This window comes from Streptomyces sp. NPDC033221, from assembly GCF_055577005.1.
In genome coordinates this window covers 1-25,891 of record NZ_JBVIQN010000063.1, presented here as the reverse complement: position 1 = coordinate 25,891, position 25,891 = coordinate 1, and the positions used below count along the sequence as shown (strand labels likewise).

18 protein-coding genes are annotated in these 25,891 nt (G+C 70.8%); 7 read left to right on the top strand and 11 right to left on the bottom strand.

The genetic code is table 11. The annotated features are described in order from the left end of the window. The first annotated feature begins 109 nt into the window (after nt 1–109). Nucleotides 110–1,051 (top strand): aldo/keto reductase, encoded by a 942-nt coding sequence (locus ACZ53K_RS41020; protein ID WP_468847755.1) that lies wholly within the window; start codon nt 110–112, stop codon nt 1,049–1,051. Nucleotides 1,052–1,123: 72 nt separating this feature from the next. Here the strand turns inward: ACZ53K_RS41020 and ACZ53K_RS41015 are convergent, their stop codons facing one another. Next, complete coding sequence (locus ACZ53K_RS41015; RefSeq protein ID WP_468847759.1) at nt 1,124–1,429, bottom strand: hypothetical protein; 306 nt, start codon at nt 1,427–1,429, stop codon at nt 1,124–1,126. Nucleotides 1,430–1,863: 434 nt separating this feature from the next. On the opposite strand from ACZ53K_RS41015, the gene ACZ53K_RS41010 reads away from it, so the two are divergent. Together ACZ53K_RS41010 and ACZ53K_RS41005 are read left to right on the top strand one after the other, a co-directional pair. Beyond that, complete coding sequence (locus ACZ53K_RS41010) at nt 1,864–2,826, top strand: NaeI family type II restriction endonuclease (protein WP_468847753.1); 963 nt, start codon at nt 1,864–1,866, stop codon at nt 2,824–2,826. Between the two features lie 153 nt (nt 2,827–2,979). Then, the gene (locus ACZ53K_RS41005; protein WP_468847750.1) at nt 2,980–3,195 is read left to right on the top strand and encodes a hypothetical protein; all 216 of its coding nucleotides are present in this window, start codon (nt 2,980–2,982) and stop codon (nt 3,193–3,195) included. 206 nt (nt 3,196–3,401) lie between these two features. On the opposite strand, the gene ACZ53K_RS41000 is transcribed toward ACZ53K_RS41005, so the two are convergent. The 7 genes from ACZ53K_RS41000 to ACZ53K_RS40970 all read right to left on the bottom strand — a co-directional run bounded on the left by ACZ53K_RS41000 (nt 3,402) and on the right by ACZ53K_RS40970 (nt 12,440). Further along, nucleotides 3,402–4,493, bottom strand: a complete 1,092-nt coding sequence (locus ACZ53K_RS41000) for a DNA cytosine methyltransferase (protein ID WP_468847747.1) — start codon at nt 4,491–4,493, stop codon at nt 3,402–3,404. Between the two features lie 826 nt (nt 4,494–5,319). Then, nucleotides 5,320–5,802: a very short patch repair endonuclease gene (locus ACZ53K_RS40995; protein ID WP_468847744.1), complete on the bottom strand. Its 483-nt coding sequence runs from the start codon at nt 5,800–5,802 to the stop codon at nt 5,320–5,322. A 37-nt stretch (nt 5,803–5,839) separates the two neighbouring features. Continuing rightward, on the bottom strand, nt 5,840–6,730 hold the full coding sequence (locus tag ACZ53K_RS40990; RefSeq protein WP_468847741.1) for an NgoMIV family type II restriction endonuclease: 891 nt from the start codon (nt 6,728–6,730) through the stop codon (nt 5,840–5,842). Between the two features lie 205 nt (nt 6,731–6,935). Next, nucleotides 6,936–8,267, bottom strand: a complete 1,332-nt coding sequence (locus ACZ53K_RS40985) for a PrsW family intramembrane metalloprotease (protein ID WP_468847739.1) — start codon at nt 8,265–8,267, stop codon at nt 6,936–6,938. 28 nt (nt 8,268–8,295) lie between these two features. Then, complete coding sequence (trmB, locus tag ACZ53K_RS40980) at nt 8,296–9,216, bottom strand: tRNA (guanosine(46)-N7)-methyltransferase TrmB (RefSeq protein ID WP_468847736.1); 921 nt, start codon at nt 9,214–9,216, stop codon at nt 8,296–8,298. Between the two features lie 277 nt (nt 9,217–9,493). Further along, nucleotides 9,494–10,711: an L-2-hydroxyglutarate oxidase gene (gene lhgO / locus ACZ53K_RS40975; RefSeq protein WP_468847733.1), complete on the bottom strand. Its 1,218-nt coding sequence runs from the start codon at nt 10,709–10,711 to the stop codon at nt 9,494–9,496. A gap of 259 nt (nt 10,712–10,970) precedes the next feature. Continuing rightward, the gene (locus ACZ53K_RS40970; protein WP_468847731.1) at nt 10,971–12,440 is read right to left on the bottom strand and encodes an MFS transporter; all 1,470 of its coding nucleotides are present in this window, start codon (nt 12,438–12,440) and stop codon (nt 10,971–10,973) included. 1,032 nt (nt 12,441–13,472) lie between these two features. Between ACZ53K_RS40970 and ACZ53K_RS40965 the strand changes: the two genes are divergently transcribed. Then, nucleotides 13,473–15,557 (top strand): asparagine synthase-related protein, encoded by a 2,085-nt coding sequence (locus ACZ53K_RS40965; protein WP_468847728.1) that lies wholly within the window; start codon nt 13,473–13,475, stop codon nt 15,555–15,557. 146 nt (nt 15,558–15,703) lie between these two features. Here ACZ53K_RS40965 and ACZ53K_RS40960 read toward each other — a convergent pair whose 3' ends face one another. Both ACZ53K_RS40960 and ACZ53K_RS40955 read right to left on the bottom strand, forming a co-directional pair. Next, complete coding sequence (locus ACZ53K_RS40960) at nt 15,704–17,587, bottom strand: sigma-70 family RNA polymerase sigma factor (protein ID WP_468847726.1); 1,884 nt, start codon at nt 17,585–17,587, stop codon at nt 15,704–15,706. Between the two features lie 867 nt (nt 17,588–18,454). Then, on the bottom strand, nt 18,455–19,456 hold the full coding sequence (locus ACZ53K_RS40955; RefSeq protein ID WP_468847724.1) for a TetR/AcrR family transcriptional regulator: 1,002 nt from the start codon (nt 19,454–19,456) through the stop codon (nt 18,455–18,457). Between the two features lie 445 nt (nt 19,457–19,901). Between ACZ53K_RS40955 and ACZ53K_RS40950 the strand changes: the two genes are divergently transcribed. Together ACZ53K_RS40950 and ACZ53K_RS40945 are read left to right on the top strand one after the other, a co-directional pair. Beyond that, nucleotides 19,902–21,275 (top strand): NAD(P)/FAD-dependent oxidoreductase, encoded by a 1,374-nt coding sequence (locus ACZ53K_RS40950; protein WP_468847721.1) that lies wholly within the window; start codon nt 19,902–19,904, stop codon nt 21,273–21,275. A 382-nt stretch (nt 21,276–21,657) separates the two neighbouring features. Further along, nucleotides 21,658–23,442 (top strand): ATP-binding SpoIIE family protein phosphatase, encoded by a 1,785-nt coding sequence (locus ACZ53K_RS40945; protein WP_468847718.1) that lies wholly within the window; start codon nt 21,658–21,660, stop codon nt 23,440–23,442. A gap of 136 nt (nt 23,443–23,578) precedes the next feature. On the opposite strand, the gene ACZ53K_RS40940 is transcribed toward ACZ53K_RS40945, so the two are convergent. Next, on the bottom strand, nt 23,579–24,919 hold the full coding sequence (locus ACZ53K_RS40940; protein ID WP_468847757.1) for an MFS transporter: 1,341 nt from the start codon (nt 24,917–24,919) through the stop codon (nt 23,579–23,581). Between the two features lie 132 nt (nt 24,920–25,051). On the opposite strand from ACZ53K_RS40940, the gene ACZ53K_RS40935 reads away from it, so the two are divergent. Next, nucleotides 25,052–25,612: a MarR family winged helix-turn-helix transcriptional regulator gene (locus tag ACZ53K_RS40935; RefSeq protein ID WP_030025338.1), complete on the top strand. Its 561-nt coding sequence runs from the start codon at nt 25,052–25,054 to the stop codon at nt 25,610–25,612. Nucleotides 25,613–25,891: the final 279 nt, after the last annotated feature.

Below are 25,891 nucleotides of genomic sequence, written 5' to 3'. Positions count from 1 at the left end.
ACGGAAGGGCAGCCACTTCCTCGCCTTCCTCGGGCTCGCCGCAGTCATGATCTGCTACAAGAAACTCGCCAAGACCGCCACGTGAGACACCGTCTTAAGTTGAGAGATCATGACTGCGAACAAGAAGACCCTCGGCTCCCTGTCCGTCTCGCCGCTCTCCCTCGGAGGCAACGTCTTCGGCTGGACCGCGGACGAGTCCCAGTCCTTCGCCGTCCTGGACGCGTACGTCGCCGGCGGCGGCAACTTCATCGACACCGCCGACGTGTACTCGGCCTGGGTGCCGGGCAACAAGGGCGGCGAATCCGAAACCGTCCTGGGCAACTGGCTCGCCTCCCGCGGCAACCGCGACGAGGTCGTCATCGCCACGAAGGTCGGCGCCCACCCGGATCTCAAGGGCCTGGCCCCGGCCACCATCAAGGCCGCCGTCGACGCCTCCCTCACCCGCCTGCGTACCGATCACATCGACCTCTACTACACCCACTACGACGACGAGTCCCTCGAGGTCTCCGACTTCCTCCCGGCCCTCGACGAACTGGTCAAGGCCGGCAAGGTCCGCGAGATCGCCGCCTCCAACATCTCGGCCCGGCGCCTGGAGGCGGCCCTGACCTTCTCCGCCAGCGAGAACCTGGCCCGCTACGTCGCCATCCAGCCCCACTACAACCTGGTCTCCCGCGACACCTACGAAGGCGACCTCGCCGACACCGCCGCCCGCCACGGCGTCTCCGCCGTCCCGTACTACGCCCTCGCGTCGGGCTTCCTCACCGGTAAGTACCGCCCGGACAGCGACGTGAGCAGCGCCCGTTCCGACAAGGCCGCCCAGTACCTGGCCACCGACCGCGGCCGCAAGGTCCTCGCCGCCCTCGACACGATCGCCGCAGCCCACCAGGCCGAACACGCGACCGTCGCCCTCGCCTGGCTCGCCGCCCAGCCCACGGTCGCGGCCCCCATCGCCAGCGCCCGCACGGTCGACCAACTGCCGGCCCTCATGGCCGCCGCCGACCTCCACCTCACCAAGGACGACCTCACCCTCCTCAACGAGGCCTCGGCCTGACCACACCCAAGCAAAAGGGTGGGCGCGTACCCGTGTACGCGCCCACCCTTTCTGCTTCTGCCTTCTGTCGGCCTACTTACAGCGCCGATCAGCAACCACCCAAGAAGCGATCCCCACAACCCCCGCCACCGCGAACACCGACGGCCAGGCCCCCACCTTCTTGGCCAACGGATGCGACCCGGCAAACGCCGCCACATAAGCCCCACTCAACGCCACAGCAGCCTTCTTCCCCGCCTTCCGCTCCCACTCCCGAGCCGCCACAGCCCCCGCAGCCGCCAACGCCACCCCACCAAGCGGCCGCTTCTTGGCCCACCGGGCCACGCCGTAACCACCTACGAGCCCACCAACAGCAACCAACGAACTCGGCACCCGAGCCATGAGCAGTACCTCCACATCAGAGACAACCCGATCAGTTCTTCGACTTTACGCTGGGCTTTGCTTGCTTCCGCCCGGGGCTGCGGGCCTCCAGGAGCATAGCTACACAAGGCCGCCAGCCAGTCATGGATCTCCAACGGAGTGTTTGAGTCCCATTTCGCGGCAGGACGCGCAGGGGAGAGGTGCGGGCGAGATTCTCTCGACAAGCTCGAAGTAAGTAGTTTCCTGCCGGGTCTCCTGGGCGTGAGGCGGGAGTGCGGAGATCACCCAGCATGCAGCACGGCCCGGAGTTGGCGAAGGTGAATGCTGTTCGTGAGCAACTTATTCCCTTCGAACGGTAGGCGCGGGCAGGGATCCAGGCGTTTCCCAGTTTGATGTGACCGGAGTGGCTGATTCCGAGGCGGGGGCAATCGGTACTTGGCCGTAGCGTTAGCGTCATGTCAAACGAAGACGTACTGTTCGGTGTCCCGGAGGCTCTTCTCCCCAGCGAGGGGACGTTGCCGGGGAACTGTGAGGTCGATGACGAACTCGAGCGAGTCGTCGAGTGGTTCGAAGCCGCCGGCAGCGACTTGGAGAATCGTTTCTCTAGTGTCATGCGGCAGTCGCTCGACGAAGTCCTTGACGGTCAACGCACCGGGCGCTACGACGTCCGGGAACTGGAGAAGACCGAGAAGACCTATCTGGGCACGAAGGTGGAGATCGTCTGTCGGGCGCAGTTCGGGTTTCCGCGCGGCGTGAAAATGGACTACTGCATAGCCGGTATAGAGGTGGATGCGAAGTTCTCCCTGTCAGGTGAATGGATGATTCCAGGGGAGGCCATGGGGTATCTGTGTTTGCTTATGTCCGCGAACGACAAACGATCCACTTTTGACGTCGGCATGGTGCGCATAAGTGAAAATGTTCTGCGTGCCGGCAAAAATAAGGACGACAAGCGAAGTCTCTCCAGCGCGGGGCGGCGGAGTATCAGGTGGCTGTGCAAGGATCGCGTGCTGCAAGAGAACCTCTTGCTCGGGTTGGACGCGGAAACAATTTCACTTGTGTTGTCGGTACCGTCGGGCCAGAGCCGTGTGGATCAACTGTTTCGATGCGTACAAGGGCGCGTAATAGATCGAAATGCAGTTGTGACCACGGGGAAGCAGTTGGATGCCCCCAAGCGTGTTCGTGACAGTCGCCGGCGTCTCGCTGCGGAAGGCGTGGTGATTCTGGGGCACCAGAACGATAGCCCCCGTGTAGCGCACGCATTGGGACTACCCGTTCCCGAGAAGGGGACTTGGGTGGCGGCGAGATTGGTTCCTGCGCCGAGAATGGATGGTCGGCGCCGGCTGTCCGTCGAGGGAATCGACTATGTCGTTGCCCAGCCGGATGAGCCCCTGGTGCCGGCTCCCGGGATCCGCTACTGAACCTTCTGGGACATACGGCTCCCTGGGTTCGGCGATCGCGTCGGCCAGAACCGACGGAGTCGCATTGCCGATCTGCTTGGCAAACCGGCCCCTTGGTAGGGGGAAAAGAGCGGTTTCTGGAGCGGATTCGGCGCGCTGCCCGGAGTGGCCGCGTTGTCGGTTTCCGGCGGGACGGTCGAGCTGCGCGAGACCACGTGCCGGACCGGCACCAACGCCCTGTACGCGGTGGGAAGCAGCGGTGCGCGGGTCACCCACGGCACAGACGGGACCACCACGAAGGCGATGAAGGCCGCCGCCATTGACTTCACCCGCGCCGGGGCCTGGGAGGGCGCTGCGGAGAAGCCGGCGGCCAAGGTGCGGCAAAACTGACGCGGGAGCTTCGTCGACTGATCTCCGTCACTGATCGAGGTCCCGGAATGGAGGTCCGGGGCCTCAACCCTGTTTGCACCAGCCCACGCTTTGCTCCTGTCGCCCTGGGAGAACACAGAGCGCTCCGACCGCCACTACGGTGAGCACCGCAGCGGTCTTCAGCTGTCGAGGCCAGTGGACAGCGGGCTCGAAAGGTGTGGGTGCCGCTAAGCTCCCACCAGTACCTCGTCGTCGACGGGAGACGCGGCTTGGACCGGCAGGCGGTGCCATCGGTCAAGCTTCGCCAAGAGCTCCTCACTCGGCGGGTTCCAGCCGAAGGCGGCACTCAGAACATGGACCGCCAGCCGCGGAGGCACTGCATTGCCGATTTGCTGCCCGATATCGCGACCGGACCAGGGGTAGTCGGCGGGAAACGTCTGAAGGCGTCCGGCCTCGGAGGGGCTGAACCGATCGAGTTCCGCTCCTCCTTCGAGCGAAACGACACGGTTGCGGAAAATCTTGCCCGTCACAGTGGCAGAGGGCTGAGACGAGGACCGACGCCCTCGGAGCTTCGGGTCACCGCCGGTGCCATAGTTCGAGATGACCTCGAAGGGCGTTGCCCGCTCGATCACTTCCCCCATGGTCCTCCAGGGCTCCAACGCAGCGTCGCCGGCGTCACGCGGAATCGCCTTGCGGTAGGTCCGATGCGTGGCATCGGGCAGCTTCACATCATGTTTGCCCAAGCGTGCAATCAGCACCGCCCGCTTCCGCGTTTGTGGAACGCCGTACGCCTCCGTGAGCAGAAGGCCGTGGTCGACCGAATAACCCTCGTCCTGCAGGGCTCGGGCGTACGCCTCCCAAACGGGCATCACTGCGGGAACCTGCTCCAGAATGATTGCCTCGTACGGATTTTTGCGCACGTCGATGGCTTCCAAGATCCATCGGAGGGGTTCCAGCACCAGGCCGGTTCGCTCGTCATTCAGCTTGGCGAGATCACTGAGGATCTCCTCGCGATCATCGCGTGCAATCATTCGCTCGACGAACTCCAGGACGTCGTCGAGAGCCTTCCGGCCCACCCCGGTACCCGCGACCGTGAAGGTCTGGCACGGCGGGCCCCCGGCAAGCACGTCTGCGTCCGGAAAGTCGGCGGGGCCGTACCGCCGCACGTCGCCCTGGACTGTGCCCAGGCCTGCAGCACGGCGGGTCTCACAAGCGTCGGCATCCCACTCGATGCCGACCGTGGGTACTCCGAGTCCCTCCGCAGCCACGTCCACGCCCCCAGGGCCGGCGAACAAGTCGACGATCTTGACTGGCTGCACGTGATCTCCAGAGCGTCAGGGTGGCGGTCCAAGCAGCCGCACTTGATAGTGCAGCACCCTGGGAGCGTACCCGTGGCCACTGACAAACCAGTGCTCCTCTGCTCCCACAGGCCTCGACGGGGCCGCGTGAACTCCTATGCGCCCCACACGTCCGCCCTGCTGCTCCGGGGCGAGTCACTCGTTCTTCGGGGTGCTGCCCGCGAGGGCAAGCCGCCCTCTCCCCGTGACACCGGATGCAGAGCGTGATCAGGTTCTCTCCGTCGGCCTTACTGCCTCATTCACCGGGTGAATGTGATCAACCTGTGGTGAGGGGGCCTGAGCTGAAGTTCGTCCACAGTCCCGGCAGATGCGCTCGCTCATGGCGAAAATCTTATAGCGAAGCTTGTCTGCTTCTCGGACGCGTGGCGTCCGCTCCGCCTTACGAGGGCTTCGGACAGTGCTTGCAGGCAAAGACCTTCCTCGCACAGCAGGTCACCGACGGTGTCGGCGCAGCCGGTCGGAGCCCGGAACGCACGTCGGTGGCCTTCTTCTCCGCCCACCGGGACACCGCACCCACCCGAGCGGCGCTCCACCGGCTTCCGGTTCACACGCGCCTCTGCGGACTGTGGCCTCGCTCACTTCAGCCGTCGACAGATCAGCTCGGGTCCCGCCGCGTCCCGGCCACCGGGTCGCTGCCCCCGCCGGCAGACGTCGCTGCCGCTCGTCCAGGTGCGGGAACGATGTAGGGAATGTCGCCACTGGTTGTCTCTTGAACTCACTCGACAGGGCCCATCTCGGATCGATGAGCCGCAGGGCCGGAAGCCACACGTTGATTCCCTGCGATCCATCAGCCATGTGTGCAAGATTGAATGGAGGAGCCGACGGTCGTCCCTGGTGGCTTCGAGCCGGGCGAGCGTCGAGCCATCACGGCAGCGTGGATGTGTTCGGCTGCTTGAGAGGCATCCTCGTGCTCCCAGACGCGAATGGGTAGCCAACCGGCTTCCGTGAGGCGGTGGTCGGTGTCCCGGTCCCGTCGTCGGTTCCCCTCGATCTTCTCGCGCCAGAACTGATCGTTGCTCTTCGGCCACGTCATGTGCTCGGGGCAACCATGCCAGAAGCAGCCATCTACGAAGATCGCCACTTTGGTGGGCCCGAAGACGACGTCCGCTTCGCGGCGTACGCCGCGAAGCGGACGTCGGTGAACCCTGAAACGCAGGCCCATGGCGTGCAGCTCGCGGCGAATGGCCACTTCGATGGCAGTGTCCCGTGAACGTTGCTTGCTCATGCGCTCTCGCGTGGTGGCGTCGGTCGCCGGACGAGTTTTGGCCACGGGAGGTCACCACTTCCGAAGGAGGCAGGCCGGGTATTCAGAGTGTCGCAAGGTAGCTGCGCAGCTCGTCGTAATCGCGCAGGCGACGCTGATCGCGAAGGCGTCGGAACTTGTCGCGGATCTCGAGGCGAGCCTTGTGTCGGCTGCCCGAACAGTACTCGTCGACAGCATCGGCGAGGGCCGGGAGGTTCAAGTGGTATACACAGTCGATGTCCCCGGAGCCGCGTCCCAGCAGAGCCAGCATGGCGGGGCGGGGCTCCATGGTGACCGCTGCGAAGTGCGGCATACGTCCTCGGCGGAGTGCCGCCATCTTCGCTCCCTGGCTGCGGCAGTCCTGAGCGCGGTCCGTGCGAAGCGACCACTTGAGCGACAGGCCGGCGACAAGGTGCTGTAGGTGGGCGCCGGTCAAGGGGTTGTGGACGCTTCGCGCCACGGTGACGTCCAGCTTCAGGAGAGACTCTTCGCCCAGAAGATCCAGCAGCTCTCGACGTCGTTCTTCGGTCGTACGTATTTCTTGATTCACATTGAGCAAATGCCTGTTCAGTTGCTCGCGGGCTTCTTCTTCTATTTCAAAGTTCGCGGTGATGTTGCGAAGGGCATTGGTGGCGCGTATTACCTCTTGGGTCATGTCGCCGCGCAGCTCGCGCGTGGCGTTGAGATGAGAGAACTGTTCGAAGGTCGTGAAGGGGTGTTCGGGTACGACTTCCAAATGCGCTGCTTCGATTCGCAGGAACTCCTGCAAGTCTCTTGTCATCTCTTGTGCCATCAGGTTGCCGACGGGTTGTGTGGGGATGTCTGTTTCCGGTGAAATCCCCATCGCGTCGAAGAAGACCTTGCCGAGTTCGATGGACCCCTTGTCGTTTTTGTCGGAAGTATTCGGGCGGCCTTCGCGATAGCCGCACAAAGAAGCGATAAACGAAGCGGGCATGGCACCCCCTGGAGCATGGCTGGTCTCAACCATTGGTTGGTTGTTCGACCCAGAGGCTAGCCGTTCGGTTCGTCAAGTGATGGCGCCTGCGAGCCTGAACCGGCTCCACACAGGCACTTCACGACGTGTGTGGAGCCCATGCTTCGGGTCGGTTCGGATGGGCCGTCGGATTTCCCGCGTCCGAGACATGGCCAACCACGTGGGCTCAGGTGCGGTGGTGGGTCCGAGGTTGAGCGGGGCGCACGGGAGGCACTGGCCGGTGCGTCGTATGCAGAGCCTGGAGGAGGGCCGGGTGGGCCACGGGCCTGTGGTGCCACAGATGCTGGAGGAGGGCGCGTTCCTGGGTGGGGAAGTCTGGGGTGGGGCCGGTGCGGTGGGCTCGGCGGCGGAGGAAGGCGAGGGAGGTGGCTACGGCGGCGTACTCCGTTACGGCGCGGGCGGCGGCGGGGCCGTATGTGTGGCGGGCGATGGTGCGGGCCACCGAGCGGGTCTTGAGGGAGGACAGGGAGATCGGTTCGGTGGGGGAGAGCCAGCCGGTGCTGACGTACGGGGGGAGGTAGGTGCGCAGGGCCAGGAGTTCGCGGTGGCGGGCCCAGACGGCGAGCCAGGTCACGGCCGCGAAGACGGGCAGCATGAAGAGGCCGTAGACGGTGAGGAAGCCGAGGTCGCCGAGGTTGGTGGCGGCGTTCCAGATGGAGTGCAGGAGGACGGCGGTGGCCAGGCCGACGAAGGGCAGGGCCAGGCGTAGCGGCCGGCGGTGGGGGTAGCTGGTGGCGGCTATGCCGAAGGCCAGGCCGGTGAGCATGGTGAAGAGCGGGTGGGCGAACGGCGACAGGATGATGCGGACGAAGAAGGTCGCGGCGGTCAGGGAGTCGAGGCCGGTGTGGCCGAGGGATTGGTCCTGGCCGAAGGCGTTGCCCAGGTAGAGCACGTTCTCGGTGAAGGCGAAGCCGGTGGCCGTGATGCCGGCCAGGACGATGCCGTCCGTGACGCCGTCGAAGTTCTGGCGGCGGAAGAGGAAGAGCAGGACGACCGCGGCGGCCTTGACGGTCTCCTCGATGATCGGGGCGAAGACGGTCGCGCCCCAGGTCTGGGCGTCGTCCGGGGAGAGGGTGGAGAGGTTGTTCTCCAGCCAGTTCGTGGCGAAACCGTTGGCCAGGATCGCCACGAGGGTGGCGGCGCAGGCGCCCCAGGCGAAGGCGAAGATCAGGTTGCGGCGTGGTTCGGGGTCTATGCGGTCCAGCCAGCAGAAGCCGGCTATCAGGACGGGTACGGGGAAGACGGCCAGGCCGAGGCCGACGAGGAACCCTTGCGTACCCGTCTGCTGGCGGACCATCGCCAGGATGATCACGCCGGAGAGGGCGAGGAGGGAGAAGAGGGCGATGGCGCGCGCGGTCCTGCTGTGCCAGGGCGCCGGGCGGCGGCGCGGTGCGTAATGCCACTGCGCGGCCGCGGGCGACGCGGCGGGGGCGGCGTAGCGCGGGTCGGGCGCGTACGCCGGCTTCGGCGGAAGCGGAGGCGGCTGCGGTGGATTCACCCATCGACCCTAACCACCGCGGCGCGGACTATGCCGGGAGCCGCCGGAAGAGGAGGTCGTGCACGACGTGCCCCTTGTCCAGGCCCTGCCCCTCGAACTTGGTGAAGGGGCGGAAGTCCGGGCGGGGGGCATAGCCGGAATGCTCATTCGCGAGGGTGGGCTCGGCGGAGAGGACTTCCAGCATTTGTTCCGCGTACGGCTCCCAGTCGGTCGCGCAGTGGACCAGGGCGCCCGGGGCGAGCCGGGTCGTGACCAGGGAGAGGAACTCGGGCTGGATCAGGCGCCGCTTGTGGTGCCGCTTCTTGGGCCACGGGTCCGGGAAGTAGACGCGCAGACCGGCGAGGGACGCGGGGGCGAGCATCTCGCGGAGCAGGATGATCGCGTCACCGTTGGCCACGCGGATGTTGGACAGGCCGTTGCGCTCCGCGAGACCGAGCAGATTGCCCTGGCCCGGAGTATGGACGTCGCAGGCCAGGATGCCGGTGTCCGGGTCGGCGGCGGCCATCTGTGCGGTGGCTTCCCCCATGCCGAAGCCGATTTCGAGGACGACCGGGCGGCCTTCGAACAGCTCGTTCAGGTCGATCCGGGAGAGGCCGTCGATGTCCAGACCCCACTTGGGCCACAGGCGCCGCAGAGCGTCGGCCTGCCCCGGGGAGACCCGGCTGCGACGCGGCTGGAAGGAACGGATCCGCCGCTCGTGATGCGAACCGGCCGGGTCGGCCGCCGGGCCCGAGCCGTCAGGGAACATCGCCTTGGGGGTGGGGGAAACATGGGGGGTTATGGGGGTGCTGGGGGTGCAGAGGGCGCGGGTGGTGCCCTCAGCGGGCTCCGGGCGCGCTTCGGTCTGCGCGCCGGGCTCTGCGGCGGGCCCTGCGGCGGCGCCGGTTCCGGCGGCCTGGCCGGATTCGGGAGCGGGACCGGATTCGGGGGTGGCGGGGTTCTCGGACACAGTGGGTCGATTCTACGGGCGGGGTGGAGATGGGGGTGGGCGGTGGGATGGCGGTGGGGACTGCAACGAAGGGTGCCGAGGTCGCCGTGTCAGGGCAGCTGGGGCGCCTCGGGTGGGTGGGGTCGGGCTGAGCCCGCCGTCGGCCCCGGTCTCGGCTCGCCGTTCACGGCCTCGGTCTCAGCCCGCCGCCCCGGCCACCGGTCTCAGCCCGCCGCTCACACCCCCGGGCCTCAGCCACTCGCCAGCCCCGGCCCCGGCCGTTCTCCCTCGGAAGGCCTCACCCCGCCGCCTCCAGCATCCGTAGCGCCCGCTCGGCTATCTCCCTGCCGATCGGCAGGGAGGCCGTGGCCGCGGGGGACGGGGCGTTGAGGACGTGGACGGCGGAGGGGGATTCGGTGATGAGGAAGTCGTCGACGAGGGTGCCGTCGGGCAGGACGGCCTGGGCGCGTACCCCGGCGGGGGACGGCCGGAGGTCTTCCTCACGGATCGCCGGCAGCAGGCGGCGCACGGCTTCGGTGAAGGCGCGGCGGGAGAGGGAACGGTGCAGCTCGCCGGTGCCGTAGCGCCAGTGGCGGCGGGCTATGTGCCAGGAGCCCCGGTACGTCAGGGTGCCGGCCAGTTCGCCGGGGCGGACCGTGCGCCAGGTGTACCCCTCGCGGGCGAGGGCGGGGACGGCGTTGGGACCTATGTGGACGGAGCCGTCGATCCCGCGGGTGAGGTGGACGCCGAGGAACGGGAAGGCGGGGTCGGGGACCGGGTAGACGAGGCCGCGTACCAGGGAGGCGCGGGCCGGGTCGAGGGTGTAGTACTCGCCGCGGAAGGGGACGATGCGCATGGGCGGCGCGTCGCCCGCCAGGCGCGCGATGCGGTCGCAGTGCAGGCCGGCGCAGTTCACCAGGGTGCGGGCGCGGTAGACCGTACCGGCGGAGGTGCGTACCGCGACGCGGCCGGGGCGGCGGCCGATGGTGGTGACCTCGCTGCCGTACGCGATGTGGGCACCGGCGTCCGTGGCCAGGGCCGCGAAGCGCCGGGCGACCGCTCCGAAGTCGGCGATGCCCGTGGTGCCGACATGGATGGCGGCCAGGCCGCTGACCTCCGGCTCGTACCTCGCGAGCTGCGCCGGGCCCAGTTCGCGGACCGGGATGCCGTGCTCCCTGCCGCGCTGGATGAGGCTGTGCAGGCGGGGCAGCTCGGAGCGGTCGGTGGCGACGATCAGTTTGCCCGTGACCTCGTGCGGGATGTCGTGGTCGAGGCAGAACTTGACCATCTCCGCCGAGCCCTGGAGCGCGAAGCGGGCCTTCAGTGAGCCGGGCGGGTAGTAGATGCCGCTGTGGATCACGCCGCTGTTCCGGCCGGTCTGGTGCCGGGCGGGGCCTGGTTCCTTCTCCAGGACCACCACGCGGGTGCCGGGAGCGGCGCGCGTGATCGCGTAAGCCGTCGAGAGTCCGACGATGCCGGCACCGATCACCAGCACGTCGCAGTCGTACGCCGTCACAGCACCTCCCCTGGAACCCCTGGAATCAGACGTATCCCATCATGACCCGGGGGTCTGACAATGGGCCGGGAGCGCGGGGAGAGGGGTGAGAGCGCGGCCGTGCGCCGGGTCGTGGCCTCCCATGTCACGTGCGCCCGCACCCGTAGCGAAGCTCGCCCCGTATCCAAGCTCGCCCCCGTAGCGAAGTCCGTACCCGTATCGATGCCCGGCCCCACAGACGCACCCGCCCCCGCACCCACCCCCGCACCCCGTGCCCGCCCTACGCCGGCGCGACCAGCAGCGGACGCGCCCGTTCGCGAAGCTCCACGACGCGGGGCTCGTCCCCGTACGGCTCCAGGCGGTGCAGGAGATCGCGTACGTACTCGGTCGTACGGGCCGACGAGATGCGTCCGGCCACCTCGACCGCCCGGGTGCCGGCCGCGCAGGCCGCGTCCAGGTTGCCGGACTCCAGCTCGGCCACCGCCGAGACGACCAGCCGCAGCCCGTGCGAGCGGACGTACTCCTCCGTGGGGCGGGACAGCGCCTGCTCCGTGAAGCGGCGTACCTGGCGGGGCAGCCGCAGGTCCCGGTAGCACTCGGCCGCGTCGGCGGCGAAGCGTTCGTAGGAGTAGAAGTCCAGCCAGGACGGGTCCGGGTCGCCCTCGCGGGAGCGCTCCAGCCAGCCTTCGGCGGCCTTCAGGGCCACCTCGCAGGCGCGCGACTCGTTGGCCTTGGCCTGTGCCCGGGCCTCCACCAGGCGGAAGAAGCTCATCGTGCGGGCCGTGGCCAGGCCGCGGTTGCGTTCCAGCGCGGCCTGCGCCAGGTCGACGCCCTCGTCGGCGAAACCGCGGTAGGTCGCCTGGAGTGACATCGAGGCCAGGACGTATCCGCCCAGCGGCACGTCGGCGGCGGCCCGCGCCAGGCGCAGCGCCTGGATGTAGTAGCGCTGGGCCGCCTCCTGCTGCCCGGTGTCGAAGGCCATCCAGCCGGCGAGTCTGGTCAGTTCGGAGGTCGCCCCGAACAGCGCCCGGCCCACCTCGTCGCTGTACGAGGCGAGGAGCAGCGGTGCCGCGTCCACCCGGAGGCACTCGGGCACCATCGAGGAGCGCCAGTCGCCGCCTCCGTACTTGGAGTCCCAGCGGCGGGCGTCCTCGGCGGCCTCCCGCAGTTTGGTGACGTCGCTGTGGCCGACGTGCAGGGGCGCGGCCTCCGTCCCGGGGGCACCGTCTCTTCCCACCCCGCCGTTGCCGTCCCGTACCTCCCGCAGGTCAGGTGCTTCGCGTGCGACGGAACTGTCGGCCGGGGATATCAGCCACCGCGAGGCGGGCGTCGCGTACGCGCTCACCGAGAAGGATCCGGCCAGGCTCTGCCAGATACCCCCGCCGCCGCGGCGTCCGGCCAGGTCGAGGCGGTACAGCTCGGTCGCGGACCGGACCGCGGCGCCTACGTCGCGCGGGAAGGCCAGGCCCACCTCCGGGGCCGGGTCGGCGTCGGCCAGCCCGATCTCGTGGAGCGGCACCGGACGGCCGAGCTTCCCGGCTATCGCGGCCGCGATCAAGTGGGGCGCGGCGCCCTGCGGCACCATGCCCTTGGACACCCACCGGGCCACCGACGTCTTGTCGTAGCGAAGTGTCAGCCCGCGCTGCGCCCCCAGGTCGTTGACCCGGCGGGCGAGCCCGGCATTGCTGATCCCCGCGAGGGCGAGAACGGTGCCGAGCTTTTCGTTCGGCCCGCGTATATCCCTTGACATGCGCACCCCTCGACACAGCGACGGCAGCCCCGGTACCCCGGGGCACGCGTCCACCCAGAGTAGTTCGCCGAATCCCTACCGTTAAGGCCCGATGTCCCGGATGGCGGGTTTCAAGTCCAAGCGGCCGCAGGGGGTTTGGCATGTGCTCCGGGTACGTGTTGTCGTGCGCCCGTGTGTGCGCGCTGGCCGGGTTGGTACGGGAGCGCTTCCATGGGATCTGCGTGGGTCGGCCCGCTGCACTGGATCCAGTGGGCTGGGGGACACCGCCGCCTCATTCCCCGCGGGTGGCGGTCCGGTCCGGGGGGCGAGTCCCGCCTCCCGGACTGTCGCATGTGCGGGAGAGGCCCGCCGGGGCGGCCTGGCGGGCGTTCGCTTGATCCCGGCGGTGTCCGGGCGGGCGCCCGGCCGTTCGGTGCGGCGTCCCGGGGGCGGTGTCCGGGCGTTCGAGGGGGCGAGCCCGGAAGGTGATCGGCCGCCTCCCGGAGGGCCTGGCCGGTTATGGGGCCAACGGCGGTGTCCGGCGCAGATTTTGGCTGAAAATCGACGTACGGGAGTTTGCCTTCGGGATCCGGATCGGGGTCGAAACGGGGCCAGGCCGGGGGCGGGCTGGGGGCAGGTCGGGGCGAACCGGGGTCGGGCCGGGGTCGGAGCAGGGCCGGGAACCGGACCGCGAGTGGGTGACGAGTGGGTGGAGGCTCGGGCGGAGCGGGCCGGAAGCGCCCTTCCTACACCACCGAGGCCCCCACCGTGCACCACCGGGCCCGAACTCGTCCCCGGGCCCCCGACCCGCCCGCACTCGGTAACGTCTTCCGAACACCCCTGTACACAGGCGCTCCTTGACGCCTCCCAGAAGCCGCTGTCGTGGCAGCATGGTCCGCAAAACAGCTTGGCAACGGCATGGAGATCCGCTGTGCGGGGCGGCGGTCCGGTCCACCCTGCCGACCATCAGGGGCGTCCCTGGAGGTGGGCGGGCCTCCGTTTCGGCGGACGGACGGGGGCCGCCCGGCGGCGGCGAACAGGGTGGAGGCGGCGATGCGCTGGTTGGTGGGGTGGAGCAGTACCGCCACGGGACCGGCCCCCACCGGGGAGGCCCGTACGGTCCTCCCCGTAGGCGCCCAGCTCCTGTGGGGCGATCCCGACCCGCTGTGGGCGGTCGGCGACTGGCGCCCCGACGAGGTGCGCGTCGTCCAGGCCGGCACGGAGACCCGGCTCGCCGTCTTCGGCGTCTGCGGCGCCACCGACGACCAGCTGCGGGTCGGCCTGTTCGCGGCCCGCGGGGGCGCACTGCGCCACCTCACCGCCTGGCCCGGCAGCTATACGGCCGTCGTCCAGGTCGGCAGGCGCGTGACCGTCACCGGAGACCTGGCGGGCGCGCGGCCGGTCTTCCACACCCCGTGGGCGGGCGGTACGGCGTACGCGACCGCCGCCCTCCCGCTCGCCGACCTGATCGAGGCGAACCTGGATGTCGGGCATCTCGCCGCGCTGCTGGCCTGCCCGGACGCGCCCGAAGCGCTCGGCGACGGCACGCCGTACGAGGGCGTGCACCGGGTGCCGCCCGGCCACGCGCTCGTCCTACGGGGCGGCAGCTGCGACATCACCTCCTACGAGCCGACGGCCTCGCTCGCCGTCGCCGCACCCCAACTGCTCCCGGAGCAAGCCGTCGACGGCGTCCGTGACGCGCTGATCGAAGCCGTACGGGCGCGGCTGTCCGGGCCCCGGCACGTCCCGGACCCTGACGGGTCCAACGGGCTGGATCCGGGGCCCGTACCGGGCATGGGCCCGGCCGAACGCCGGGCCGCGCGCGGCGCACCCGCCCCGGGCGTCGGCGCCGACCTTTCAGGCGGAAGCGCCTCCGCCACCCTGGCCCTGCTCGCGGCGGGGCTGCCCGGAGTGCCGGGCACGGTCAACGGACGCGGCGAACGCCTCCTGGCCGTCACCTTCAACGACCGCGCCACCCACGGGGGCCGGCCCTACCGCGAGGCCGAACTGGAACGGGCCCGCAGCATCGCCGCCAACCCGCGCCTGCACCACGTCGTCGTCGCGGCGGGGGAAGAGGCCCTCCCGTATGCGGACCTGGAAGGCGGGCCGCTCACGGACGAGCCGGGGCCGTCGCTCATCACGGCCGGACGTCACCGCCGGCGGCTGCTCGCGGGCAGCGCGGACCACTTGGTCGGAGCCGGCGCGCGGCAGGTCCTTGACGCGCACCCGGCTCGCCTGGCCGACCTGCTCCTGGACCGCCGCAGACGGCACCTGCTGCGGCCCGTCACGGCGCTGGCCAAGGCCGACGGCCCGCTTTCGCAGTCCGCGCTGGTCCCGTTCACCGTGTACCGCGCCGCGCGCAAGCTGGCCCGTACCACCTACGGGGCGGGCATCTCCGACACGGCGACGCGCCTGAGAGAGCGGCAGTTCACCGAGGAGCCGGTGGCGGGCGGCGGAGCGGTGGACGCGTCCCTGGCGGCGCTGTCCTGGTGCCGTCCCGGGCCCGCGGCGCGTTGGCTCACGGGGGAGGCACTGGCCGAAGTATCGGTTCGTCTCAACGCCGCCGCGGCGCGGACACCGACCGTGGGACGGCCGGGGGAGCGACGGGCACGCGCCGCGCTGGCCCGGCACGCGGCCGACCACCGGGTCTTCGAACAGGCCGTGGAGGTACGCAACCAACGGCTGCACGCTCCCTTCCTCGACAACCAGGTCGTACTGGCCTGCCGCGCCCTGCCGGACACACTGCGCGTGCAACCGGGAGCACGGGCAGCCGTACTGCGCGCCGTCCTGTCCGGCGCGGGCATCCGCGACCTGCCGCCCGGCTGGGGCGCCACCTCCCACCTCACCCACGCGGCGGCCGTACGGGCCGGGCTGCGCACCTCCATCGGCGACGTGGTGGGCCTCTTCGACGCCCCCCTGCTCGCCGATGCGGGCCTGGTCGAGGCCCGGGTCGTACGGAAGGCGCTGCGGGCGGCCGCCGAGGGCGCCCCGCTCCCGCTGGACGGACTCGCCGAACTCGTCTCCACCGAACTCTGGCTGCGCCGCCTGCTGGCCCGCCGCGGCACCTGCTGGACCGGCACGGCCGCACCCCGCCAGCGGGCGGTGGCGGGAGGGGTTACGCCGCGGCCGAGTCTTTAGGGGTGGGGAGGGGCGGAGGGGAGGTAGGGGGTTGGTACGTCGGGACGGGGGCGGCGCGTCGGTACGGGCCTGGAGCGACGTACGGGCGCGTCACGTCGTTACGACCCCGGCTCGTCGTTACGGCCCCGGCCCGTCGATACGACCGCTCAGCGGCAGGTGATCTGGGACTGGGCCCAGTCGCCCAGGAACATCACGGTGTGGGACGAACCGGGCTCGACGACCAGGCGCAGTGTCTTGCGCCCGCGCAACGGCACATGCACCGGGACGGCGGACTGACCGCCGCGCACCACTCCCGAGCGCCAGAGCCGCTGCCCGTCCGCGTACACGGAGAAGCGCAGCGCACCGAGGCCGAGCCCCATGTCGTCGACGCCCACGAAGGCGTCGTACGCCGTGCACTGCCGGTTCAGGTCGATGGTCACGGACGACGGCGCGTGCACGGTCACCCCGTGCCGGTACTTGGTGCCGCCGATACGCAGCCCCTGCCGCTGCCACAGCCAGCTGCTGTCCGCCATGCGCACTTCGGGCTTCGTGCCGTCGCCCATGAGGTCCCAGGTCAACTTGTTGATCTGGTACGGCGACGGAGCGGGTGCCGGCGCGGTCGGCGTCGGCGTCGGCGTCGGCCTCGGGGTGGGCCGGGGCGGCTCGGACGGTGCGGGGGAGCGTGTCGGCTCGGGCGCGGGGGAGGGGGGTGTCTCCGCCGGTGTCGGGGTGGGCGTGGGCGTCGGTTCCGGCTGGGGGGACGCGGTGGGGCCGGGTGTCGGCTTCGAGGGAGTGGGGGCGGGCGTCGGGGGCGGCTGCTCCGGCGTGCGCTCCGGCGGTTGTGACGCGGGAGGTGGTGGTGCGACCGAGGACGCGCCGGGTGGCTTGGCCTGCGCCCGGGGCTCGGGCTGTGAATCGCCGATGAGCGCCAGCGCGAGCGCGGCGCCCGCCACGATCACCACGCCCGCGCCGATGGCCACCTTCGCGGGCGCGCCGAGCCCCTCACTCGCCGCTGCACCCGCCCCGCCGGCCCCGCCCGCCCCGCCGGCCCCGCCAGCGCCTGCTCCCCCAGCCCCCACCGCACCACCGGCCCCCGCAGCGGCACCGGCCCCACCAGCCCCAGTCCCAGCAGCCGCCCCAGCCCCCGCCCCAGCCCCCGCCCCCGTACCGCCGGCCGCCGCTGCCGCGCCGGCTCCCGCCGCGGCGCCCGCACCGCCGAGCCCCACCACGGCCGCGGCCCCCTTGACCGCGTAACCGGCGGCGAACCAGCCGATGACCGCCACCGGCAGGATGACGCGGATGTGCTCGTTGACGTCCGCGACCTCCGAGGCCGCCGTACGGCACCGGGCGCAGTCCTCCAGGTGCTTGCGCAGTCCGCGCTCGGCCCGCAGCCGCAGCCCGCCGCGGGCGTATGCGCCGAGCCGGTCCGCGTACCGGGCGCAGTCGCCCTCGGCGGTCAGCGAACGGCTCACATGCGCCTGCAGATACGCCTGCTTGAGGCCCTCGCGGGCGCGGTGGGCCAGTACGGCGGCGGCGTTGGCCGACAGCCCGAGCAGCGGCGCGACCTCGCTCGGCGACTCCTCCTCGATCGTGGTGTGCCAGAGCACGGTCTGATAGCGCTCCGGCAGGCTCCGGAACGCCCGTACGGCCATGGACTGCTCGGCTTCGTGCATGGCGCGGACGTCCGCGCCGAGGTCGAGCGTGTCGTCGTCCAGCGTCGAACCGGCCGCCGACACCGCGAACACGGCGAAGTCCTCGACCAGTTGCTCGCGCTTCGCGGTCCGGCCCCAGGCGGCGGCCACCCGGCGGACGGTGGTCAGCAGGTAGGCGCGTACGGACGAGTCGGGGCCGGCGCCGCCGCGTACCGCCTGGAGGGTGCGGGCGAAGACCTCGCCGGTCAGGTCGTCGGCGGTGTGCGCGTCCCGGCAGCAGCCGCGTGCGTAGCGCCGTACGGCGTCGGCGTGCCGTCGGTACAGCTCCTCGTACGCGCTGTCGTCACCGCCCCGCATACGGTCGATCAACTCGCCGTCCGCGGGCGGGGGACCGGGCATCGCTGCCGGGCCTTCCGCCGTCGCCGGTCCGTCCGTCCCGGCCGGCTTCAGGCGGCTCGGCTTGCGGTGGGCGCCCCGGCCCTTCCGACCCCGCGCGCCCCTCGGCTCCCGGACTTCACTTCGCTCCCACGCGTCCGCCGGTTCCGCTGCCGTCGCCCGCTCGCGTTGCTGGGGAACGCTTCGTTCGGGCGGTCCGGGCCGGTAATCGTCCTCGGTCCGATCGTGCCGCTCCATGGAACGGCCCGCCGCACCCGCGTCCGACGATCCCGCACCCGAGACGTCCGTATCGAAGGCATCCGCACCGTAGGCATCTGCACCCGAGGCATCCGCACCCGAGGTTTCCGTGTCACCCTCGACCTCAGTCCCGTCGGCCCCTCCGGCCCCGGCCGCCTCAGCTGCCCGCCCCACCCCGTACGGACGTTTCTGTACCGGTACTTGAGGGTCACGTCCCCCACCACGCCGCTCGTCCCGCCCGTCCACACCCATCGCCGAGGCCCCCGAACACGCCGTCACTGCGGTAACACGGCGCAAGCGTGCCACAGGCAGGGCCCCGGCCAGTCCGGCAAGCACACCAACCACTCGTCCGGGGCGAGTTCACGAGCGTGAGCACTAGAGGTCACTCGTACGGGGAATACTCGTCCGGCGCTCGCCCAAGACCCGCCCGCACCCGCCCGTACCCGTGCTCGGAGCACGGCAGGAGCCCGCTCAGGCCCGTAGACCGCTCAGGCCTCACAGCCACTCAAGTCCAACCGCACCGCATGAAGAACGGGGCGCAACGCCGACCCACAGCCGACCCTGCGCCCCGCCCCTTAACGCTTCCGACCTCCGGGCCGGACATCACTCAGCCTCGGTCAACCACCCGCATCCTCACTCAGCAGGCCGCGACCGCAGCCCCTCCAGCAGGATCTCCAGCAACCGGGCCGAGGCGGCCTGCTGCTGGGCCGGGTCCGGCAAGGACGGTGCGCCCGTGGCGATGACGAGGAGGACGTCGGCGACCGTGACGTCCGCCCGCAGTTCGCCCGCCTCGCGCGCCCGCTCGACGAGCTGCCCGACGACCTCCAGCAGCGCCTGGGCGCCACCGTCCGCCGTGCCTTCGCCGCTGCCGGCCGTGCCGCGTGCGGGCACGCCGTTCGGAGCGCCCGTGGGCACGCCGTTCGGGACCGTGGCCGGTACGTCCGAGGACTCCGCCTCGGGCGCGCCGCGCTGGGCGACCACCCGGAACTCCGGCGGTACGCCCGGCACGTCGGCCGTCAGCGCGCCCGGTATGCCTCCCGGAAGGTCCGCCGGCAGGGTGCCGGCCGGTCCGGCGCCCGGGCCACCGGCCGTCGCGCCGTCCGGCCCGTACGCCTGGCGCTGCTGCGGTACCCGCGCCTCGGCGGTACCGGGGCCGGTCACGCCGCCCGGTGCCGAGGCGCTGGCGCTCACCCGCAATATGCTCGGCGGCAGCAGCCGTCCCGCGCCCGAGGCGACCGACGTCCGCAGGAAGCGCGAGAGCGCCGACCACGGGTCGTCCTCCTGGCCGAGCGCCGTACGCGCCTGGTCGGTGAGCCTTGCGGTCTCCTCCTCGGCTATTCGCCTGACCAGCACGTCCTTGCTCGGGAAGCGCCGGTAGACCGTTCCCACCCCGACGCGGGCACGCCGCGCCACGTCTTCCATGGGCGCGCCGTATCCCAGCTCGCCGAAGACCTCACGAGCCGCCCGCAGGACGTGTTCGAGGTTGCGCTGCGCGTCGACCCGCAACGGTGTGCTCCGGCCGCCGGCAGGGGCGGGCGCGGAGTGTGCGGTGTGCGTGGTGCCGTTTCCCCTGCCGTCGGTTCCGTGTGCTGCGGCAGTTACGGCAGTCGGCCATTGAGAGCCCTGAATGTGCATAGATGATCCCCCGGTAATGACGTCTCCCCCCGGAGACTCCCCGCCCTGACTGCTGGGGTGTAACGACGTGACGACGAGAGGCTGCACCCCAACGAGGTACGAACATAGTTGAGCCCAGGTCAAGAATGAAGGGGGCAGTTCCGCACAGTCCGTGCACCGATCGGAGTACGGACCCGATCCGCCCCGATTCCATACCCTCCCGACGCCGTAGTCCTACCACCTGACCTGCGCTCCTGCGGCCGGTGGCGCGGAATCCGGCCGTCCGGGCCAATACGTCCGGCCGGTCATACATTTCGTTGGGCCTGTGGACAAAGACGTGTCGCCGGTGCGTCATGGAACAGTGCTGTGTCCTTCCGGGGGCACAGTGCCTGGTGGTGGCAAGCCGGCCGGCCGGCGGTGGCAACCGCGCGCGGGCCGGCCTTTCGATGTCGCGAGGAGAACCTCTGTGAAGGAACCGGCGCGCATTCTCGTTGTCGGCGGGGGCTACGTGGGGATGTACACCGCCCTGCGTCTGCAGCGGAAACTGAAACAGGAACTGCGGCGGGCCGCCGTCGAGGTGGTCGTGGTGGATCCGGACCCGTACATGACGTATCAGCCATTTCTCCCGGAGGCCGCGGCAGGCTCCATCTCGCCGCGGCACGTCGTCGTACCGCTGCGCCGGGTGCTGCCGCACTGCAAGATCATCGTCGGTGAGGTCACGGCGCTGGACCACGCGGCGCGGACCGCCACGGTCAGCACGCCGGCCACCCGGGAGGACGGCACCGGCGGCCTGCGACTTTCGTACGACGAACTGGTGCTGGCCCCCGGCTCGGTCTCCCGCACGCTGCCGGTCCCCGGCCTCGCCGAGGGCGGCATCGGCTTCAAGACCGTCGAGGAGGCCATCGGCCTGCGCAACCACGTCCTGGAGCAGCTCGACATCGCCTCCTCGACCCGTGACCCCGCGATCCGCGACGCCGCCCTGACCTTCGTCTTCGTCGGCGGTGGGTACGCGGGGGTGGAGGCCCTCGCCGAATTGGAGGACATGGCGCGTTATGCGGCGCGTTACTACCACAACGTCGAGCCCGCTGACATGAAGTGGATCCTGGTCGAGGCGACCGGACGCATCCTGCCGGAGGTGGGTTCGACGATGGGCCGGTACGCGGTACGGGAGCTGCGCGCCCGCAACATCGACGTACGGCTGGAGACACGGCTGGAGTCGTACGAGGGGCGGGTCGCCGTCCTGAGTGACGGGGCGCGCTTCCCGGCTCGCACTCTCGTGTGGACCGCGGGCGTCAAACCGCACCCGATCATCGCCGCGTCCGGCCTCCCCCGTACCGGGCGCGGCCGTCTCCGGTGCACCGCCGCCCTCCGGGTCGACGGGGTCGAACACGCCTGGTCGGCGGGTGACGCGGCTGCGGTGCCGGATCTGACGGCGGAGCGGCCGGCCGGGCCGGGCGAGCCGCGCAAGGAGTGCGCGCCCAACGCCCAGCACGCGGTCCGCCAGGCACGGGTGCTGGCCGAGAACGTCGCGGCGACGGTGCGCGGTGGGCCGGTCGTGGACTACGCGCACCGGTACGCCGGGTCGGTCGCCTCGCTCGGCCTGCACAAGGGGGTCGCGCACGTCTACGGGCGCCGCCTGGCCGGTTACCCGGCGTGGCTCATGCACCGCGTGTACCACTTGAGCCGGGTGCCCACGTTCAACCGGAAGGCGCGGGTGCTGGCCGAATGGGCGCTCGCCGGGCTGTTCAAGCGGGAAATCGTTTCTCTCGGTTCGCTGGAACACCCACGCGCCGAGTTCGAACTGGCCGCGGGCACCGGCCGCCGCGACGACCCGAACTGACGGCCCGTCGCACGCCACCGGCCGCCTCGCCGTGGGGTCGACCGGAGCGCCGCCCGGCCGCCTCGCCGTACGGCCAGCCGGCCCGCCGCCCGGCCCGTACCCGGAGTCAGGAACTCCACCTCGTGCCTCCGGCGTCTGACGGATGTCAGTCCGGTCGGCCACACTGGACGTGTGACCATGGGTGGGCTCGTATCTGCGAAGAGTGACAATCACGAGGATTCTGGACGTTTGCTGCAATCCGCCAGAGGGCGCCGAGCGCGCCCCCAGCCGACACCGCTCCCCGCGTCCGCCGGGTGGGGGTCCCTCCGGCGTGCACGCGGGGAGTCCCGCCCGGCCGACGGCCCGATCCCGCGCGACAACGCGAAGTAAGAGGTACCCCTCCGTGAACTTCACGCGCTGGAGCGCCCGTCTCCCCGGCACGCAGCGGCGCGGCGCCGCCCGGCCCGACCGTGCCGCGCCGACGTCCGCCGCCACCGTGCCCGCCGCTTCCGCCGCCCCGGCCCCGAGCGGCCCGCCGGGCGCCGGGCCCGGCGCGGTCCCGTCGGCCCGCGCCGAACACCCCGACTCGGACGCGGTCGCTGACGGGCTGTCCGCCGCCCCGGACCACACCCCCAGCGTCGACGCGCTGTCCGTACACGACATCCTCGGCAAGGTCCCGGCGCTGGTGGCGGTCGTGTACGGCCCCGAGCACCGCATCGCGTACGTCAACGGCGCGTACGCCACCGTCTTCGGCACCCGCCCGCCCGGCGCCACCGCACGCGAGGCGCTGCCCGAACTGGACGCGCTCGGCCTGCTCCCGCTGATGGACCAGGTACTGCGCAGCGGCCGCCCCCGTACGGTCAAGGCCCGCCGGGTGCCCGGCGGCGCCGGAGCCGACCAGTCCCGCGACGGGTACTACACCTTCACCTGCACCCCCATCGAGGTCGCCGCCAGCGGCCCGGCGCCCGACCCCGAGGTCGCCTGTGTCGCGCCGCACAAGGGCGTGCTCGTCTTCGGCGCGGACGTCACCGACCAGGTGGAGTCCACCGAACGGCTGCGCGTCAGCGAGGCACGCCAGCGCGCCGCGGCCGTGACGCTCCAGCGTTCCCTGCTGCCGCAGGAACTGGAACAGCCCGACGACCTGCGGGTCGCCGCGACGTACCAGCCGGGCGGCACGGACGCCGCGGTCGGCGGCGACTGGTACGACGTCATCACCCTCGGGGCCGGCCGTACGGCCCTGGTCATCGGTGACGTCATGGGCCGGGGCGTGCGCGCCGCGGCCGTCATGGGCCAGCTGCGTACGGCGGTCCGCGCCTACGCCCGGCTCGACCTGCCGCCCCACGAGGTGCTCCAGCTGCTGGACGGGCTGGCCGCCGAGATCGACGCCAGCCAGATCGCGACCTGCGTGTACGCCGTTCACGACCCCAACGAGGGCCGCCTGGTCTACGCCTCCGCCGGCCACCTGCCCATCCTGGTGCGCGACGCCGAGGGGACGGTGCACCGCGCCGCCGAGCCGACCGGGCCGCCGCTGGGCACCGGCGGCTGGCTGCACACCTCCGGCAGCGTCCCACTGGGGCCCGGTTCGAGCGCTGTCCTCTATACGGACGGTCTGGTCGAGCGCCGCGACAAGGACATCGACCACGGCGTGGAGGCCCTGGAGCGCGCCTTCGCGGGCGCGACGGGAGCGCCGGACATCGTCTGCGACCGCCTGCTGCGCGCCCTCGGGATCTCCACCGACCACGACGACGACGTCGCCGTACTGGTCCTCCAGCACCCAGCCCGTACGGGCCACGACGCCGAGCTGTTCCACAACGCCGCCCTCGAACTGCACGGCGGTACGGAAGCGGCCCCGCGTGCCCGTGCCTTCGCCTCCGGGGTGCTCGCCTCCTGGCGCTTCTCCCCGGAGCTGCACGACCTCGGGGTCCTGGCCGCCAGCGAACTGGTCGCCAACTCGCTCCAGCACGGCACCCCGCCGATGCGGCTGCGGCTGCGCCGTACGGACCGCCGTCTGATCGTCGAGGTGACCGACGGCGACGACCACCTGCCGCGGCGGCGCCGGGCCGAGCCCGCCGACGAGGCGGGCCGCGGCATCTCGATCATCGCGACGATCGCCTCGGCGTGGGGATCGCGACGGACGCCCGGCGGCGGGAAGGCCGTGTGGTGCGAATTCGCACTGCCGCGGGAGTAGCGGCGGGGCGGCACGCACGCGGGTGCACGTAGACGGGCGGCACGCACGCCGGGGCGCGTACCCGCAGCACAAACGGGCCGGACCCTGCTCGGTGCAGCAGGGGCCGGCCCGTATGCGATCGGTTGTTCCGTGCGGCTTACGCCACCGCCGTGACGGACTCCCGCCGCGGCGCGCCCGCGTCGGCCGCCGTATCGGCCCCCGTGTCGGTGACCGTGCCCGCCGGCGCGTCCGGGGTGAAGGCCCGGATGTGCGGGTTGTCCTGCGCGGGGGTCAGCATCCGTCCGAGCCGCAGCGCCAGCACGCTGATGCCGACGGCGCACAGGATCAGCATCCCGATGTACGGGGCGGACATCCCGTGGCCCACCATGAGGGCGCCCACCGCCGGGCCGATCGCCAGCGCCAGCTGCTTCACCAGGGCGAAGACCGAGTTGTACTGACCGACCATGGACGCCGGCGCCAGGTCGGCCACCAGCGGGGCCACGGTCGGCGAGAGCAGCGACTCCCCTATACCGAACAGGGCGTAGGTCGAGATCAGCAGAGTGGTGGCCACCGCGTGCGCACCGTGCACCAGGCCCGACAGTCCGGCCGCCAGCCACGCCACGGTCCAGATCAGCCCGACCACGGCCATGACCCGGCTGCGCCGCCGCCGCTCGACCAGTTTCAGGACCACGAACTGGGCCGCCACGATCGCCGCCGTGTTGGCGGCCAGCGCGATACCGAGGGTGGACGGCGAGATCCGGGTGACCTCGGTGGCGTACGCCGCGAGCCCCGACTCGAACTGGCCGTAGCAGGCGAAGAACAGCACGAAGCCCAGCAGGCACAGCCACATCATGCGGCGGTCGGCGAACAGCGCACGCCAGGCGCCCTTGGCCCGTGCCTCGCTCGGCACCGGGTCCTCGACCCGCGGCGTCCGCGGCAGCCGTACGGTCGCGATGGCCGCGCCCAGCACCAGGAACATCACGGCCTCGATCGCGAAGAGCCGGACGAAGCTGCCGGCCGCCGACTCGTCGACCAGCAGGCCGCCTATCAGGCCACCGATGCCCAGACCCAGGTTGTTCAGGAAGAACTGGGTGGCGAACGCCCGCGAACGGGTCACCGTGGTCGAGCACCACACGATCATCGTCGCCAGGGCCGGCTGGATCACCGCGATACCGGCGCCCAGCGCGATGGCGGAGGCGATGACCAGGGGCTCGGTGGTGGACAGGCCCAGCCCGAGCGACCCGACGGCGGCGGTGACGGCACCCACGATGGCCACCGGCAGCGGACCCCGCCGGTCGATCGCCCGACCGGTCAAGGGCAGCACGACGAGCGCGGCGACGGCCAGCATCGCGAGGACGACACCGGCCGTACTCGCGCCGAGGTCCCGTACCTTCGCCACATAGACGTAGAGATACGGAACCGTGAAGCCGTTGCCGAACGCGCTCAGCGCGTTGCCCAGCTGGATCCGGCGCAGCGCGGCGCCCATCGCGGTGGTCACACTCACCTACCTAGGTCAGATCGAGGGGGACTGGACAGTCACACCCTGAAGACTTCAACACTAAAGTTCGAAGCTAAAGAGTACATGCCGAAGGACTTCAACGCCAATGAGGTACGTGCCATACTTCCCGGCATGTCAGAGCCCTCAGATGCGGCCCACAGCCCCGCGGAGCCGAGCCTCGAGGAACAGATCGCGGCCTACCAGCGCGAGTTCCAAGGCCTCGACCCCCAGGTGGAGCAGGTCGTCTCCGCACTGCAGCGCCTCAACCGCCGGATGAACGTCGCCTACGGGCGGCAGACCGCCACCCTCAACATGAGCAACGCTGAGTGGGAGGTGCTCAAGGCCCTCGTCGTCGCGGGAGCGCCCTATCAAATGGGACCCGGCGAACTGGCGAAGCGCCTCGGCCTCACGCCGGCCGCCATGACCCATCGCATCGACCGGATGGCGAGCGAGGGCCTGGTGACGCGGGAGCGTGACGAGGCCAACCGCGTACGGGTGATCGTGGAGCTGACCCAGGAAGGCCGCGAGAAGTGGGTCGAGGCCATGCGGATGGCCTCGGTCTTCGAGGAGGACCTCCTCCAGGACCTCTCCACCGAGGAGCGCGGCCAGCTCGGGGAGATGCTGACCCGGCTGCTGTGCCGCGTCGAGGACGCCCAGCCGGACGCGGACGGACGGCTGAACGACCTCGACTGAGGCGGCGCAAAACCGGTTGACCAGAGGTGGTTGACATGGGCTGCCGCCGTACGTAAAGTTCTTCGAGTTGCCATGGAGCTGTAACGGTTCTGCGGTAGCCCCTCGCGCCGCACCGGCGGCACAACCACTACTGCACGGCTCCCGAACGGGACGGATTTCGGCATGCCGGAATTCAGACCAGCGACTCGATTATGAGCCACCGGGAAAAGGCACTAAAGTAGTGATCACGCCGGAAGGCGCGAACAACCCCCTCCGACGGGGAATCGGATTCACATTCGA